Consider the following 14,478-nt stretch of genomic DNA (forward strand, 5'->3'; position numbering starts at 1 on the left):
GCTTTCAACCTGTCAGGTTTGGAGAACTCAAGGCTTCACTGTTGATTACTAACCATGGAGCATCGGATGCTCGAGTTCGTAGTACTGAAACTGGTGAAAACGGCTTGCCACTTTGGGCGTTAAGCGTAACAGACTCGAAGCGCTTTTCTCGAAATATCTCTTCGCCTGCCACAGGGTGGTAGCGCAGAGCAATACCCATGCCATGTTGCGCATTGGTTTCATTCTGAAAAATCTCAAAGCCAAGTTTGAGTGGTGCATCCAGAGCACTCAACAGATTGAGTTGATAGAGCATCGGCTCACTCCACGGCTCCCAGTCATTGCGTTGGTGGTTAGTAAGCCAGTAGGCACTTAATCCCAAGCCCACCTCATCCAGTTCTCGAATAGTCAATCCTGGGAAATGTAATATAACCATAGGTTTGTTGTTTACTTGTTGTAGCGCTACTTGCGGCGCGGAACTGATATCGGCTAGTAAAAGACGTTCCTCAATCATGCTGCGGTTGGCGTTATTTTTACCCCAAGGACCTTTTTGTAGCCATTTGTCCAGTTCGCTTTTATTGTTTCGGTTATATAACCACTCTCCACCAAGCTGTAAGCCAGTCAACACAAGTCCAATTAGGTTTGCTCGAGCAGCAACGCTAAGCAGCCTTCCTCCAGCTGTTACCCATGCTAAGGAACGCGCCTGATTAGTAGTGGTGACGACATCCATAAGGTGCTTGCCACTGCGAGCAAATGCCCAGCCATTGACGATCAGTTGTCCCGAGTCGCCAGCCAGAGTCATACTGGCACCGGCCAGCTTGGCTCCATCACCTGAGCGAAGAGCTTCAGTCCATCTTGCCGCAGAGCCTTTTTCGCCGTAAATACCAGTGCCAGCTGCAATAGTGCTAAAAACATATGCAAAGGGGCTTAAAGCACCTGTGATTCTACCCAGTCTAGCTGCCAGTTTTATTTTTCCAGCAGCACTGGAGTAGTTTTCTATTGCAAGAGACAGACTAGTGATAGCGATGCCTTGGACGGCAGCGAAGGTGCCTCCTGCCATAGAAAAGAAGGAATTAAATAAAGCTAATTTGTCTGAAGCGTCCGCTTCTTTTTTGAGAGAGTATTCACTAGATACTCTAACAAAGCTGATTATTTGCATCACTGCCGCTGCCGAAGCGAACAAATCCCCGCCAGCTGACTTAAATACTTCTCGACTTAATCCTTTAAGCGGTTTTTTGAGGCGGTAGTCGTCAACCATTCGTTCGAACTCCAAGACCTGTGCATTGGTCAGGCCTTTAATCTTGAACGCTGCCTTTCCTGGTCCTTCGCCAACTGGGCTCATCGCACGGGCCACTCTGGTTTCTAATGGGCCAACCGTTTGTTGCAACGATTTTCGACGCTCTATTAGGCTCTTGTGAGTGCCTTTGGCCGTTACTCCCTTTCGCTCATTGGCAAGTGTTTGACGAATCTGATTTTTCAATGCGCTCATCTGTCGACGCAGATCAGTCAGCTTTTCCATGTCAGCCTTAAAGGTGTCAATCTGGCTGGCGGAGGCAAACTCTAGTGTAATGCCTCCTTTGCCAAAGGCTCGCAGTACATCAACCCATGCTGAGTTGGGGATGTTGCGCAACAATTTGGCTGGATCCACAGGTTGCCCGCTTCGCAGTGCCTTGATGGATTCGTCCATTGCATCTGCTAGGCGAAGTTGCTTAGCCGGCTCATAGGCTGTATTTCGCATTTGATCAAAAGTAATACCGTTTTCACTCAAATGCATGGAGGCAGCGAGATGTTGTGTTAGCAGGTTGCCAAATTTTCCGCTGAGCTCCTGAGCACCCTCGTAATCTTTTGCCGCCATTTTAGTATCGCGTACTGACTTGATTGCCGAAGCAATTTTTGCGTCCAAGTCCTTTTGGTCGGTTAAGCTAAGAGTGAAGTAGGTCGGGACTGTGAAGCCCGGTTGTTTGTTAATAAGGTCTGCTAGTTTTTCAGTCGATTTTTCTGTGCGGCAAATGTCTTTTATACATGCGTATTCGGTTGCCAGCGAGGCTTCCAACTGTATGCCGAATTTTGGGTCGAAGTACCAGCCTGCGCGATGGAATCGTTGCTCACTTATCAAGCCGATTCGATCATTGGTAATTAAATCTAGGCGCTTGTTCCAGCGATTGAGCTGAGCTCTTTGATGTTTCAGGAATGACTCCATGGCGGGTCGATCAATAAGATCGTTGATTCCCTCCTGACCCATTTTGGCGCCGTTTAGTGCGTCGTCAGCATTTTCTTCGATGGTTTCGATCAAGTCTTCATACTTTGGGTACAGAGGGCCAAGACTGGTGCGCATGCGCATTTTCGAGGCCGATATTGCTCCGCGCTGGCTGCCTGCTCCGGACCATTGAGTCTGATTTTTCGTATTGACATAGTCCACGATCGATTGGCGTTGCTCAGGACTTGTTTCATCGCTGAGTTTGCTGAAACGCGGATCCCCTTGCGCGGCGCTAATTAGCGTATCGCCCGTGACGGTGTAAAGTGTCTCGATATAGGATCCAAACACATATTTCTTTTGGTTCGTTTCAGCGTCACTCCAGTCAATGAGCCAGCCGCTGACTAAATCCTGATGCTCTGCTAAATCGCGCAACACTCCCAAGTCATCCTGCACGATCAGATACAAATGGTCGCGCTCATATTCTGCTTTGACTTGTTTCTTTACTAAGCCGAGTTGAGTTTTTTTGAAGCATGCCGTCTGCTCCCACAAGTAATCTTTACTTTCTTCAGGCTTCGCCCCTGCAATAGCTGGATCTTTGCTCGGTTCTTCAGCAACTTCCGCAATCCATTTTTTAGCTTGGCTTTCGGTCAGTAGGTCGGTCGTACCTTTTTCGGGATCGGCGTTAGTCAGGTCAATCTTCTGCATGAAATATTCACGCTCAGATCTATGCTTAATGACCTGCGCACATTTGGCGGCAGTCCACTGCACTTCGGAATAGTTCACATAGAGTTTGCTTAAACGTGGAAAAATCAGTGTGGCTTCGCCCACATTGCTTTCACGCTTGTTTGCGGTTATTTCGCCTTTTTCCCAGAGCAGTTGCGTCACGATACCGTTTTGCACACGGTATTCATGAAGAACCGCTTCGGGCTTTTTTTCGGTGATAACGTAAAGCCATCCGTCGCGGATCAAACGAATACCCAGCGGGCGCGACTCCAATTTGTACGGCATAGCCAGCGCACTCGATGGATCTAGCCTTTCCACAATTCCGTAACGTAACGGAATGAGCTGGATCTTGGCTTTCATCAGCGAACAGCCGCCCAAAGCGCATTTGCCATCGTCCCGGCTTTTTGCAGCGTTGTTCGGGTTTTTTGCTGCCGATGTTGGCGTTGTCATCCTTGGCTCCTGTTCAGGGTTGCAGCCCGTTCCTGGGCAATATCAGCGACCCTTTCGAGTCGTTGTGCAGGCGTTTGTTCCGACGGGGTTTTGAGTATGGCGTCGAGGTCTGGATGTTCTTCCAGTGCTCGCTCGCCAAGGAACCCGTGAATGTTGGCGTAGAGGGTGATATCGAGTTCGGTGTTGAAGCCGCGATCATAGGAGGTCGACGCCAGCGCATGCAGGTGTTCCCAGCGTTGCCGTGGAGTCGATTGTGCCTGATAGCTTGGAAAATATTCTTGCATGTGTGCATCGAGACGCATCACAACATTGCGAAAGTTCACCTCGTCCAGTTGACTGAGTTGTGCGTCGCTCAATCGATAGCGTTTGCTGTGGTCGGGGTTAGGAGCGTTGCCCGGCCTATTGTTGATGTACCAGCAATCCAGTGCTGCATCGGCAGTAACGATTTGTTTGCAGGGGCCGAATAGGGTCGAATCCTTGATGGTTTCTGCGTGAGCGAGCAGTGCGTGGGTTACGGCCGGGTCTGCGATGCGCAACAGCACTTCCTCGCCCAGTGGGTGCATGACGCTGGTGAGCCAGCGAAAGTGTGCGACCAGTTGATCCCATGATTGATCGCTAAACACCAAGTGCCCCCATTCCTGACGCGATGCGTTCAGGAACCGGGTCAGGATCGGGTTGTTCTGTGCTTTTATTTGCACGAGGCATGGGGAGATATCGCCCAGTTCTGCCCAACGAGTCCCAAGATAAAGCGGCTCGAACTCAGGGTTTTCCGTCCACTGATACAGGTGCTGCGGAAGCTTCTCAACGCTGACACCATCAAGCAGTAGACCTACCGTGCCATTCCATGGAAAGCCTTGGGGGAGGCCGTTTTCCAATGGAAATTCCGACTTAAGCATTCTGTGCCTCCAATTTGGCTTTCTCGCACACCGCACAAATCGGCTTCTTCTGCATCAACGCTTGCCGCTGCGCCGGCACCAGCAACTGCCCAGCCTTATCGGTATCCGCCTGCTTCAACGGCCCCGGCAATAACGGCGCCGCCCCCGTGCCACTGCCCGGACTACCCCCCGAGTTCATGTTGATCACCGGCCCGCTCATCGTCACGCCGCCAGCGTCGATCTTGATGAAGCTGCCGCCACCCACCAGCGTCAGTTCGGCGCCGGCTTCCATCACCACTTTCATGCCGCTGCTCAGGTGGATTTCCTGGCCGGCGTCGATGAACTGTCCGGTGCCGATCTTGATGTGTTGGTTGACGCCCACGGTCAGGTGGTCGTTGGCGCGGGCTTCGACTTTGCGGTCGGTGTAGACGGTGTGGTGTTCTTCGGCCTTGAATTCTGTGTAGCTGTTCTGCTCGACGGTGTCGTGGCGTTCGTTGCCGACGCGGATTTTCTGGTCGTGCTCGATGTTCTCGTCCCAGTCGCGCTGGGCGTGGAGGTAGATCTGCTCCTGACCTTTCTTGTCTTCGATGCGCAGTTCGTTGTAACCGCCGCCACCCATCGAGCTCAGGGTCTTGAAGGTGCTGCGGGTCTTGTTCGCCGGCAGCGCGTACGGGACGGTGTTTTCCTTGTGGTACAGGCAGCCGCTGATCAGCGGTTGATCGGGGTCGCCTTCAAGGAAGGTGACCAGCACTTCCATGCCGATGCGCGGGATGGCGATGCCGCCGTACTGGGCGCCGGCCCAGGCGGATGAGACGCGCAGCCAGCAACTGGTCTTGTCGTCGGCCTGGCCTTCGCGGTCCCAGTGGAATTGCACTTTGACGCGGCCGTACTGGTCGCAGTGGATTTCTTCGCCTTTGGGGCCGGTGACCACGGCGCTCTGGCTGCCGAGGATGCGCGGTTTCGGATGGCGCAGCGGTGGGCGGTTCGGCACGTCCCACGGGGTCGCCTGAAAGCGGTTGCGATAGCCTTGATGGAAGTCGTCTTTGAGTGCGGTGGTGTCACTGGTCACCGATTCTTCCAGCACTTGCGGCTGTTTGCCTTCGTGCAGGACTTCGGTGAGCAGCCACAGGTCGTTCCATTTGGCCTTCGGGTGCTCGGTCAGGGCGAGGAAATGGCCGCTGACCAGCAACGGCTGATCGCTTTTGCCTTCGGCGAGCTGGAAGTCGCTGCGGTGGCGTTCGAGGGCGCGTTTGGCCAGGTGCTTGCCGCGCTCGCGGTCGATGAAGCGGCCCGGGTAGTCGTAGTCTTCGAGGTCGGGCAGGGCGTCGCCACGGTTTTCGCTTTCCAGCGTCAGGCGCGGTTTTTCGAAGTCGTAATCGCGGCGCGTGGTGCGGCTGGTGCGGGTTTCCAGGCGCAGGTCGAAACGCTTGATCACCGGGTTGCTGGCGACCATGCCGGAGTCTTGCTGGTAGGCCACCGGCTTGAGTTTCGGGAAGACCGTCTGGTCATCGCCGAACACCAGCTTGTGCGCCGTGGCGCTGTGCTGGAAGTGGTAATGGATACCTTCTTCCTCGCACAGGCGCTGAATGAAATGCAGGTCCGATTCATCGTATTGCACGCAGTAGATGCGCTCGGGATAGATGGAACCTGTCTTGAATTCGTAAGCGTTGCTCTGGATGCCGTGCTCTTCGAGGACCATGCCGATGATTTTCGGCACCGTGAGGTTCTGGAAGATGCGTTGATTGACGCGATGCGCCAGGTACGACAATTGCGGGCGCAGGGTCACCGAATAGCGCGTCAGGCGCTTGCCGGAATCGCCCTGGGCGGCGCGGTAGATCTGGCCGTGGATGCCGCTGCCATCGGGCGACAGCTGCAGGAAGGCCGGTTTGTGCAGCAGGGTTTCGAGGTCCAGCGACGGCTGCTCACTGACCAGCTCCACCTCGAACACAAAAGGCTGGCTGATGGCTTCCCGGCCGGTGAGGGTAAACACCTGAAAGTCGGCGGAAAGCCCTTCGATGGTCAGGGCAAAGTGGGTTTCATTGGCCGGCGCGAACATCCCTTGTTCCTCGTGCTGTACAGCGGCGTTCGTCGACAACCGCAAGGCGGTTCAACGCGCGCGAAATTCTGGAGGGGCGTAAACAACATCGACCAGCAGGGCTGGTCGATGCTTGTAACGATCAGCCGTAATTAAACGACTGGAGCACGCCAGTCATCGGAACCCGAAGTACCGGATACTTCGTGGGTCCAGGTGATTTTGCGGTAGGTGAACTGCACTTCTTCCAGGTGGGTGAAGTGCGAGTTGCCTGGATCCTGGCAGTTGTGCATTTTGTTGTTGATGGCGACGATGATCGCGTCTTCCAGTTTGGTGGTGTAGTAGTGCTCTTGAGTACCTTGAGCCGAAGTACGGAACCACTGGATAACGATTTCGCTCATGCGCTCGCCGGAGGTCAGAGCGGCTTGCAGCAGAGGCGAAGCCTTGTCGTAGACCTTGGTGATCACAACTGGCTTGTGAACGCGCTGACCGGTTGGCTGACCGGATTGTGGGTCACGCGGGATGATCACGTCGTGGCTGAAAGCCTGAACCATAACCTGGTCTTCGTGACCTTCCTGGTAGGTGTTGCCAACGGAGTCAGCGGTGAATGCGCCTGCAGTGATCAGGCCTTGTTTTTCGCCGGTAACCGACATGTACGCTGGTGTTGCCATGGGGTGCTCTCCTTGCGGATAAATTTAGGGTGCCCGGGAGGCGGAATCGCCCGGTGGGTGCCTGACTGTTATCAAGGAGCGTGCCAGGTTTGCTGAAGGTCCCGGAATCCGGGGGTTCGAGTGCTCTAGCCTGCGGTTTTGCCGATGTTTTCTGCTGAATCGAGGTAGAAAGTGCGCAACTTCTTGCGCAGTACTGCGCAAGAAGTTGCGCACTTGGCTGCGAGCCACGCCACTCAAGGCTTGCAGCGCGATGGGTGGTCTTTTTTGCCGGACAAGTGCGCAAGAAGTTGCGCAGTAAGGCCAAGTGCCATCGTCGAGCGGTTGAAACGATCCGCCCCGCACGAAGGTCAATCACTCACGACCGCGCCAAAGGCGTCTGAACATTCCCCACATCGAGTGAGAGCGACATGAAAATCCTGATGGTTTTAACGTCCCACGATCAACTGGGTGATACCGGCAAGAAAACCGGTTTCTGGCTGGAAGAATTCGCCGCGCCGTATTACGTGTTCAAGGACGCCGGCGCGCAACTGACGCTGGCCTCGCCCAAGGGCGGCCAGCCACCGCTGGACCCGAAGAGTGACGAACCGGACGCGCAGACCGCTGCAACCGAGCGCTTTCGCAAGGACTCCGCCGCCCAGTCTGCGCTGGCCTCAACGGTCAAACTGGACACGGTGAAGGCCGCGGATTTCGATGCCGTGTTCTATCCCGGCGGCCACGGCCCGCTGTGGGACCTGGCTGAAGATCGCCATTCCATTGCCTTGATCGAAGCGTTTTACAACGGTGGCAAACCGGTAGCAGCGGTGTGTCATGCCCCCGGCGTGCTGCGCCATGCCAAAGGCGCGGACGGTCAGCCGCTGGTCAACGGTAAGCAGGTAACCGGTTTCACCAACACTGAAGAGGAGGCGGTAGGGCTGACCAACGTGGTGCCGTTTCTGGTGGAGGATGAGCTCAAGGCCAAGGGCGGGATTTTCTCCAAGGGCGCGGACTGGTCGAGCTACACCCGTGAGGATGGGTTGCTGCTGACCGGGCAGAATCCGGCGTCGTCGCAAGAGACGGCGTTCGCGTTGTTGTCGCGGTTGCGCTAGAAGCAAAAGCAAAAGATCGCAGCCTGCGGCAGCTCCTACAGGGGAAACACAATCCATCGGTAGGAGCTGCCGCAGGCTGCGATCTTTTGATCTATCAGCGCGAAAGCGCTGCCAGACACTCTTCAATCGAACGCCGCTGCGTCTCGGCATACAACCCCAGCTCATCAATGGTCGAACGCCCCAGCGCCTGTTCGAACGCCTGGCGGTTCGAGTGTTCGCCATAGTGCGTTTGCGCCGCATCCCCAAGGTTCGACTGAAAAATCCCCGCGGCGCTGACTGGCAGGAAATCTTCGTACACCAACGGTTCGGCTTTCACATGGCCGTCGCGGAGCAAATCCTCCAGTGACGCCGACGCGACGCTACCTGCTGTCAGGCCTTTTTCCGTAGCGAAGTAGCGAAAATACGCCAGCCCCTGCTCACGCATGCCTTCGACGCTGTCAGGAAATTCTCCAAAGTGTTGGGTCATCAGTGCGTTGTAGCGTGCGGCGTTGCCTTCGTTGGGGAAGTCACCGAGTTCATCGCGCGCGGCATTCAGCAAGCGGTCATACAGCGCACGGCCCTTCGGCGTCAGCGCTGCACCGCGTTGTTCGATCTCGCCGAAACGGGCGCTGTGACTGCCGTGGGTGTCGTGCTGGTCGGTGAACGCGATCGGCTCGTCCAGCGCCTTGAAACTGGTCTGGCGCAGCAGGATCGGGCAGTGCCGGCGCGGCGGGCCTTCGATCACCGCTTTGGGGGTGATGCCGTGCACCGGCATTTGCGCCTGGACGATGTCGATGTCCAGCGTGCGCGGGGTCAGGTGATTGATGTGCGGGCCTTTGAACGCCACGACGTCGGCGATCAAACGGTGCTGGGCGCTGAGGGTCTGGTACTGCGCAGCGGTGACGGTTGCGCTGTGATGCCAGCGAAAGGTCTCCAGTGCCTGTAGGACGAATTCCGCCGCTTCATCTTCATTCAGGCCGCCGGCCGCTTCGGCCTGCTCGATCAACCTTAGCGCTTGCGTAGTAAAGATCGAACGTTGGTTCAACACCGATACGGCAAACGCGCGCAACTCGGGATCCTCGATCAATTCCAGGCGCAGCAGTGAAGTGAATACTCGAAACGGACTGACTTGCAGCGCCGCTTCATGCACTGCGCGAAACGCCGTGGAGTGCACCGGCACACCCGCCGGGGTCAGGTCGTAATAGCCCACCGGTTGCATGCCCATCACCGCGAACAGGCGGGCGAGGGTTGCCAGCTCTTTGGCCGTGCCGACGCGGATCGCGCCGTGGCGCTCCATGTCCAGGCGCTCGATCTCACCGGTGCTGTGCAGCTGTCGGGCGATTTGCGGTTCGCGGGCCAGCACCTCGCGGTTGGTCTGTTCCACCAGTTCCATCAGCGCGCCGTACAACGGCACTTCTTCGCGGTACATGTCGGACATCGCTTTGGAGAAGCGTTGGCGGATCAGGTCGGGACTGACGAAAGGCTGCACGGTCATGAAAAAAATTCCTGCCACGGTCACGTAAAGGATGGAGGAAAAGATCGCAGCCTTCGCCGGCGGCGACAAACGAAGAATCCTACGAACTTCATTCTGCCAACGACTGATCCACCAGTTCGATCCAGTGCATAACCGGTGTGCGTCCGGCGCCGGCCAGATGATTCTGGCAACCGATGTTGGAGGTGACGATCAGCTCCGGGCGACCGCTCTCCAATGCATTTAGGCGGTTATCGCGCAGTTGCCGGGCGAGGGTCGGTTGCGTCAGCGAATAGGTGCCCGCCGAACCGCAACACAGATGACCGTCCGGCACGGGCATGAGATTAAATCCGAGTCGGGTCAGCACCGCCTCCACCGCGCCGCCGAGTTTCAGTGCGTGTTGCAGGGTGCAGGGGCAGTGCACGGCGATCCGCCGTTGGGTGGCGGCGCACACCTGTTCCAGGGGTTCCTGCGCGAGGATCTGCACCAGATCCAGCGTCCGTTCGCTGATCTGCCGCGCCTTGTCGGCGTAGCGCGGATCCTGCGCCAGCAAATGCCCGTAATCCTTGATGAACGCGCCGCAACCGCTGGCCGTCTGCACGATGGCTTGCGCGCCGTTTTCCAGGTGTGGCCACCAGGCGTCGATGTTCTGCCGGGCGCGATCGAGGCCCTTGGCCTGGGCGTCGAGGTGATAGTCCAGCGCGCCACAGCAACCCGCCTCGGCCACCGGAGTGACGCTGATCCCCAGCCGATCGAGCACCCGCGCCGTGGCGTCGTTGGTGTTCGGCGACAGGCCCGGTTGCACGCAGCCTTCGAGCAGCAGCACCCGACGCGCATGGCGCGGAGCAGGGCGTGTGCCGGACACTGGCGCGCGTTGCGGCAATTTGCTTTCGAACATCCGCGGTAACAGCGGCCGGAACGTTGCGCCAACCCGCAGCAATCCCTTGAACACCCCGGGATTCGGCGCCAGTGCGCGCAAGCCCTCGCGTAACAGGCGCTGGGCAGCGGGGCGCGGCACGGCCTGATCGACCACCGCCCGGCCGATATCGAGCAGGTTGTGATAATCGACGCCGGAAGGACAGGTGGTTTCGCAGTTGCGGCAGGACAGGCAGCGATCCAGATGCAGTTGAGTCTGCGCGGTGGCCGGTGCGCCTTCGAGCACTTGCTTGATCAGGTAGATGCGCCCGCGCGGCCCGTCGAGTTCATCGCCGAGCAACTGATAGGTCGGGCAGGTCGCGTTGCAAAACCCGCAATGCACGCAGGTCCGCAGAATTTTTTCCGCCTCGGCAGCACGCGGCAGTTGTCGGGCTTGTTCGCTGAGGGTGGTTTGCATGGCTAGAACTCCGCGTACATCCGGCCGGGGTTGAACAGCCCTTGCGGGTCGAGTTGCGCCTTGAGCTGCCGGTGGTAGCGCAGCAATGCCGGGGCCAGTGGCTGGAACGGTGTGTCGCTGGCGCCATGGGTGAAGCAGGTGGCGTGGCCGCCAAGTTCCTGGGCGAGGATCTGAATGTGTTCGTGATCGGATTTCAGCCAGCGTTGCGCGCCGGCCCAATCGATCAACTGCTGGCCGGGCCAGTCTTGCGGCCCGAGATTGTTCGGCAGCGACAGGCGCCACAGTGGCAGGCCCTCGTCAAAAAATGCCAGACGTTGCTCGTTCAACTCACGCCAGAACCCCGAGTCCAGCGGTTCGCCGCCGAGCCGTTGATGGGCGGCGGTCACCGAGCCTTCGCCGCCCTCAAGGCGCAGATACAGGCTTTGCCCGTCGTGACAGGCGCCGCTGATCGGCAAAGGTTGCTGGCCCCATTCGGCCAGCCTGGCCAGCGCCCGTGTGCAGTCGATATCGAGGCGGATGCTCAGGCATTGACGCGGTTTCGGCAGGACTTTCAGTGAAACTTCGGTGAGCACGCCGAGGCAGCCGAAACTGCCGGTCAACAGGCGCGAGAGGTCGTAGCCGGCGACGTTTTTCATCACTTCGCCGCCAAAACGCAGATGCTCGCCGAGACCGGTGATCACCCGGGTGCCGAGGACAAAATCGCGCACCGAGCCGGACCATGGCCGCCGTGGCCCGGACAGTCCGGTGGCGATCATCCCGCCGACCGTGGCGCTGTCGCCGAAGGCCGGCGGCTCGCACGGCAGCATTTGCCCGGCCGCGTCGAGCGCCTCCAGCAACTCGCGCAACGGCGTACCGGCGCGCACGCTGACCACCAGCTCCGTCGGTTCGTAGCGCACGATGCCGCGATGCACGCGGGTGTCGAGCACCTCACCGGCCACCTCGCGGCCGAGGAACGCCTTGCTGTTGCCACCCTGGATTTTCAGCGGCGTGGCGTTGGCCCGGGCCTCGTTGACCTGATCGAGCAGGGCGCTGCTGGCGTCGACGTCAGCCATCAGAAACGCTCCAGATCAGGGAACGGCAGTTGCCCTGCATGAATGTGCATGGCGCCGAATTCGGCGCAGCGATGCAGGGTCGGGATGTTCTTGCCGGGGTTGAGCAGGCCTCGCGGGTCGAACGCGGTTTTGACCGCGTGGAACAGGGTCAGCTCGGCGCTGTTGAATTGCGCGCACATCTGATTGATTTTCTCCCGGCCGACCCCGTGTTCGCCGGTGATGCTGCCGCCGACCTGCACGCACAGTTCCAGAATCTTTCCGCCCAACGCTTCAGCGCGATGCAGTTCGCCCGGCTGGTTGGCGTCGAACAGAATCAGCGGGTGCATGTTGCCGTCGCCGGCATGGAACACGTTGGCAACGCGCAAGCCGTATTCGGCGCCGAGGCGGGCGATGCCTTGCAGCACGCCGGGCAATTCGCGGCGCGGGATGGTGCCGTCCATGCAGTAGTAATCCGGTGATAGGCGGCCGATGGCCGGAAAGGCGTTTTTGCGCCCGGCCCAGAAACGCACGCGCTCGGCTTCGTCACGGGCCTGACGCACCTCGCTGGCGCCGGCCTGGAGCATGACCTCGCGGACCCGCAGGCAATCATCGTGGACATCGGCTTCGACGCCATCGAGTTCGCACAACAGGATCGCCTCGGCATCGACCGGGTAACCGGCGTGAATGAAATCTTCGGCGGCGCGGATCGCCAGGTTGTCCATCATCTCCAGACCGCCGGGGATGATGCCCGCAGCGATGATGTCGGCCACGGCGCGGCCAGCCTTTTCCACTGAGTCGAAACTGGCCAGCAAGACCTTGGCGACTTGCGGCTTGGGCAGCAGTTTGACCGTGACTTCGGTGATGATCCCCAACAAACCTTCGGAGCCGGTGAACAGCGCCAGCAAATCAAAACCCGGCGAGTCGAGGGCGTCGCTGCCCAGTGTCAGGCGTTCGCCTTCGATGCTCAGCACTTCGATCTTCAGCAGGTTGTGTACGGTCAGGCCGTACTTGAGGCAATGCACGCCCCCGGCGTTTTCCGCGACGTTGCCGCCGATCGAGCAAGCGATCTGCGACGAAGGATCCGGTGCGTAATACAGGCCGAACGGTGCGGCGGCCTGGGAAATCGCCAGATTGCGCACCCCGGGCTGAACCCGCGCGGTGCGGGCCGCCGGGTCGATATGCAGGATGTTGTTGAACCGCGCCATCACCAACAGCAGGCCTTTTTCCAGCGGCAGCGCGCCGCCCGACAGCCCGGTGCCTGCCCCTCGGGCAACCACCGGCACGCTGTGTTGATGGCAGAGTTTGAGCAGGGTCTGCACTTGGTCGAGTCGCCGGGGCAGCGCCACTAGCATCGGCGTGGTGCGATAGGCCGACAGCCCGTCGCACTCGTAAGGCTTGAGCTCGTCTTCGCGCCAGAGAATGTCGAGATCGGGCACGGCGTGCTGCAAGGCCTTGAGCAGCTCGGCCTTGTTCACCTCCGGTAGCGGGCCGTCGAGGCGTTCGTCGTAGAGAATGTTCATTGCGACCTCATCTCACTTGGCGGATGACCTCCTCTGTGGCGAGAGGGCTTGCCCCCGTTGGGTCGCGAAGCGGCCCCAGCCCGGCAAACTCGATCTTTATGATCTATCGCTTGGCAAACATTGGGGCTGCTGCGCAGTCCTACGGCGGCAAGTCCCCTCGCCACAATAAGTTTGTTCTCCGCGGGCTCAGCATGGGGCCAGGTCATCGCTGGTTCCCCAGAAACTCCCGATACAACCGCGCCGTGTTGGTCGGTTGTTCGACCATCGGCATGTGCCCGACGCCGTCCCACACGTCGACCCGCAGGTTGGCGATGCCCTTGCTCCAGATCGGCACGCTGCTGACGTCGATCAAGCGGTCCTTGCGTCCCCACAACAGCAGCGCCGGGCATTTGATCTCGGCCAGTTTCGGCTCCATTGGCGGGCTGGCGCGAAAATCACGGAAGATCTCTTCCAGTTCGTCGCGCTGGCGTTCGTAACGCTGGGCGATGGCGTCCAGGATCAACTTGGGCACCCACGGTGGCGAGGCCATGGTCATGGCATACAACTGGCGGAATTCTTCCCGGGAATTGATCAGGAACGGATTATGCCCGCGGGCCAGATGGCGCTCCATGTCGCTGGCCTCCGGTGCGGTGACGCCGGCCGGGTCGATCAGCGCTACCGAGGCAATCCGGTCCGGGTAGGTCGCCGCCAGCCACGCCGCGATGTAGCCGCCCATCGAGTTGCCTATCACGTGGACTTTCTCCACGCCGCACACGTCGAGCAGCTGGATCATGCGTTTGGCCTGCAGTGGAATGTCGTAGCCGCCACCGGCCTTGAAGCCGGTTTCACCGTGACCGGCGATGTCCGGAATGATCACCCGGTACTGGCGGACAAAATGCCGGGCGAAGCGCAGCCACAGGTTCTTGTCGGCGCTGTAGCCGTGCAGCATGAGGATCGCGCTCGCCGCTTCATAGGGGCCGCCTTGCCACGTCGACACGCTCATTTCGGCGATTGGTACCTCGATTTTGTGCAGCTTATACAGCTTGGCTTCGAGGGCCATGCTCAGGTCGTACAGCCAATGGCCGACCGCCGGGTAACTCAACCAGCTCCAGGCCACGAAAACCGCGAGAGCGACAAACAGCAAAAGCATCGACGT

Annotated in this window: 10 protein-coding genes; 1 reads left to right on the top strand and 9 read right to left on the bottom strand. The window is 58.8% G+C overall.

Features of this window, described 5'->3' with window-relative positions; translation table 11 throughout:
- Positions 1-4: 4 nt before the first annotated feature.
- From KKQ10_RS25195 to KKQ10_RS25210, 4 genes are all read right to left on the bottom strand, one after another.
- Positions 5-3,346, bottom strand: a complete 3,342-nt coding sequence (locus KKQ10_RS25195; RefSeq protein ID WP_215502618.1) for a toxin VasX — start codon at positions 3,344-3,346, stop codon at positions 5-7.
- Positions 3,343-4,242, bottom strand: a complete 900-nt coding sequence (locus KKQ10_RS25200; RefSeq protein ID WP_215502619.1) for a DUF4123 domain-containing protein — start codon at positions 4,240-4,242, stop codon at positions 3,343-3,345. The genes KKQ10_RS25195 and KKQ10_RS25200 overlap by 4 nt, the downstream gene beginning before the upstream one ends.
- Complete coding sequence (locus KKQ10_RS25205; protein ID WP_215502620.1) at positions 4,235-6,277, bottom strand: type VI secretion system Vgr family protein; 2,043 nt, start codon at positions 6,275-6,277, stop codon at positions 4,235-4,237. The genes KKQ10_RS25200 and KKQ10_RS25205 overlap by 8 nt, the downstream gene beginning before the upstream one ends.
- A 131-nt stretch (positions 6,278-6,408) precedes the next feature.
- On the bottom strand, positions 6,409-6,924 hold the full coding sequence (locus KKQ10_RS25210) for an Hcp family type VI secretion system effector (protein WP_007919523.1): 516 nt from the start codon (positions 6,922-6,924) through the stop codon (positions 6,409-6,411).
- A 407-nt stretch (positions 6,925-7,331) separates the two neighbouring features.
- On the opposite strand from KKQ10_RS25210, the gene KKQ10_RS25215 reads away from it, so the two are divergent.
- Entirely contained in the window at positions 7,332-8,009 is a 678-nt protein-coding gene (locus KKQ10_RS25215) for a type 1 glutamine amidotransferase domain-containing protein (protein WP_215502621.1), read from the top strand.
- Positions 8,010-8,103: 94 nt separating this feature from the next.
- On the opposite strand, the gene hglS is transcribed toward KKQ10_RS25215, so the two are convergent.
- The 5 genes from hglS to KKQ10_RS25240 form a co-directional block, all read right to left on the bottom strand.
- Positions 8,104-9,483 (bottom strand): 2-oxoadipate dioxygenase/decarboxylase HglS, encoded by a 1,380-nt coding sequence (gene hglS / locus KKQ10_RS25220; RefSeq protein ID WP_215502622.1) that lies wholly within the window; start codon positions 9,481-9,483, stop codon positions 8,104-8,106.
- 88 nt (positions 9,484-9,571) lie between these two features.
- Complete coding sequence (glcF, locus tag KKQ10_RS25225; RefSeq protein WP_215502623.1) at positions 9,572-10,792, bottom strand: glycolate oxidase subunit GlcF; 1,221 nt, start codon at positions 10,790-10,792, stop codon at positions 9,572-9,574.
- Positions 10,793-10,794: 2 nt separating this feature from the next.
- A complete protein-coding gene (gene glcE, locus KKQ10_RS25230; protein WP_215502624.1) occupies positions 10,795-11,844 on the bottom strand; it encodes a glycolate oxidase subunit GlcE in 1,050 nt (349 codons plus the stop codon).
- On the bottom strand, positions 11,844-13,343 hold the full coding sequence (gene glcD, locus KKQ10_RS25235) for a glycolate oxidase subunit GlcD (protein ID WP_215502625.1): 1,500 nt from the start codon (positions 13,341-13,343) through the stop codon (positions 11,844-11,846). The genes glcE and glcD overlap by 1 nt, the downstream gene beginning before the upstream one ends.
- Positions 13,344-13,545: 202 nt before the next feature.
- On the bottom strand, positions 13,546-14,472 hold the full coding sequence (locus KKQ10_RS25240) for an alpha/beta fold hydrolase (protein ID WP_127651777.1): 927 nt from the start codon (positions 14,470-14,472) through the stop codon (positions 13,546-13,548).
- Between the last annotated feature and the right edge of the window lie 6 nt (positions 14,473-14,478).

The organism is Pseudomonas sp. MG-9, assembly GCF_018729515.1.
Lineage (GTDB): Bacteria > Pseudomonadota > Gammaproteobacteria > Pseudomonadales > Pseudomonadaceae > Aquipseudomonas > Aquipseudomonas serboccidentalis.

Coding starts and splice junctions, on each gene's coding strand:
- glcD (WP_215502625.1), bottom strand. CDS start 13,343: ATGAACATTCTCTACGACGAACGCCTCGACGGCCCGCTACCGGAGGTG.
- KKQ10_RS25195 (WP_215502618.1), bottom strand. CDS start 3,346: ATGACAACGCCAACATCGGCAGCAAAAAACCCGAACAACGCTGCAAAA.
- KKQ10_RS25205 (WP_215502620.1), bottom strand. CDS start 6,277: ATGTTCGCGCCGGCCAATGAAACCCACTTTGCCCTGACCATCGAAGGG.
- KKQ10_RS25240 (WP_127651777.1), bottom strand. CDS start 14,472: ATGCTTTTGCTGTTTGTCGCTCTCGCGGTTTTCGTGGCCTGGAGCTGG.
- glcF (WP_215502623.1), bottom strand. CDS start 10,792: ATGCAAACCACCCTCAGCGAACAAGCCCGACAACTGCCGCGTGCTGCC.
- KKQ10_RS25215 (WP_215502621.1), top strand. CDS start 7,332: ATGAAAATCCTGATGGTTTTAACGTCCCACGATCAACTGGGTGATACC.
- hglS (WP_215502622.1), bottom strand. CDS start 9,483: ATGACCGTGCAGCCTTTCGTCAGTCCCGACCTGATCCGCCAACGCTTC.
- KKQ10_RS25200 (WP_215502619.1), bottom strand. CDS start 4,242: ATGCTTAAGTCGGAATTTCCATTGGAAAACGGCCTCCCCCAAGGCTTT.
- glcE (WP_215502624.1), bottom strand. CDS start 11,844: ATGGCTGACGTCGACGCCAGCAGCGCCCTGCTCGATCAGGTCAACGAG.
- KKQ10_RS25210 (WP_007919523.1), bottom strand. CDS start 6,924: ATGGCAACACCAGCGTACATGTCGGTTACCGGCGAAAAACAAGGCCTG.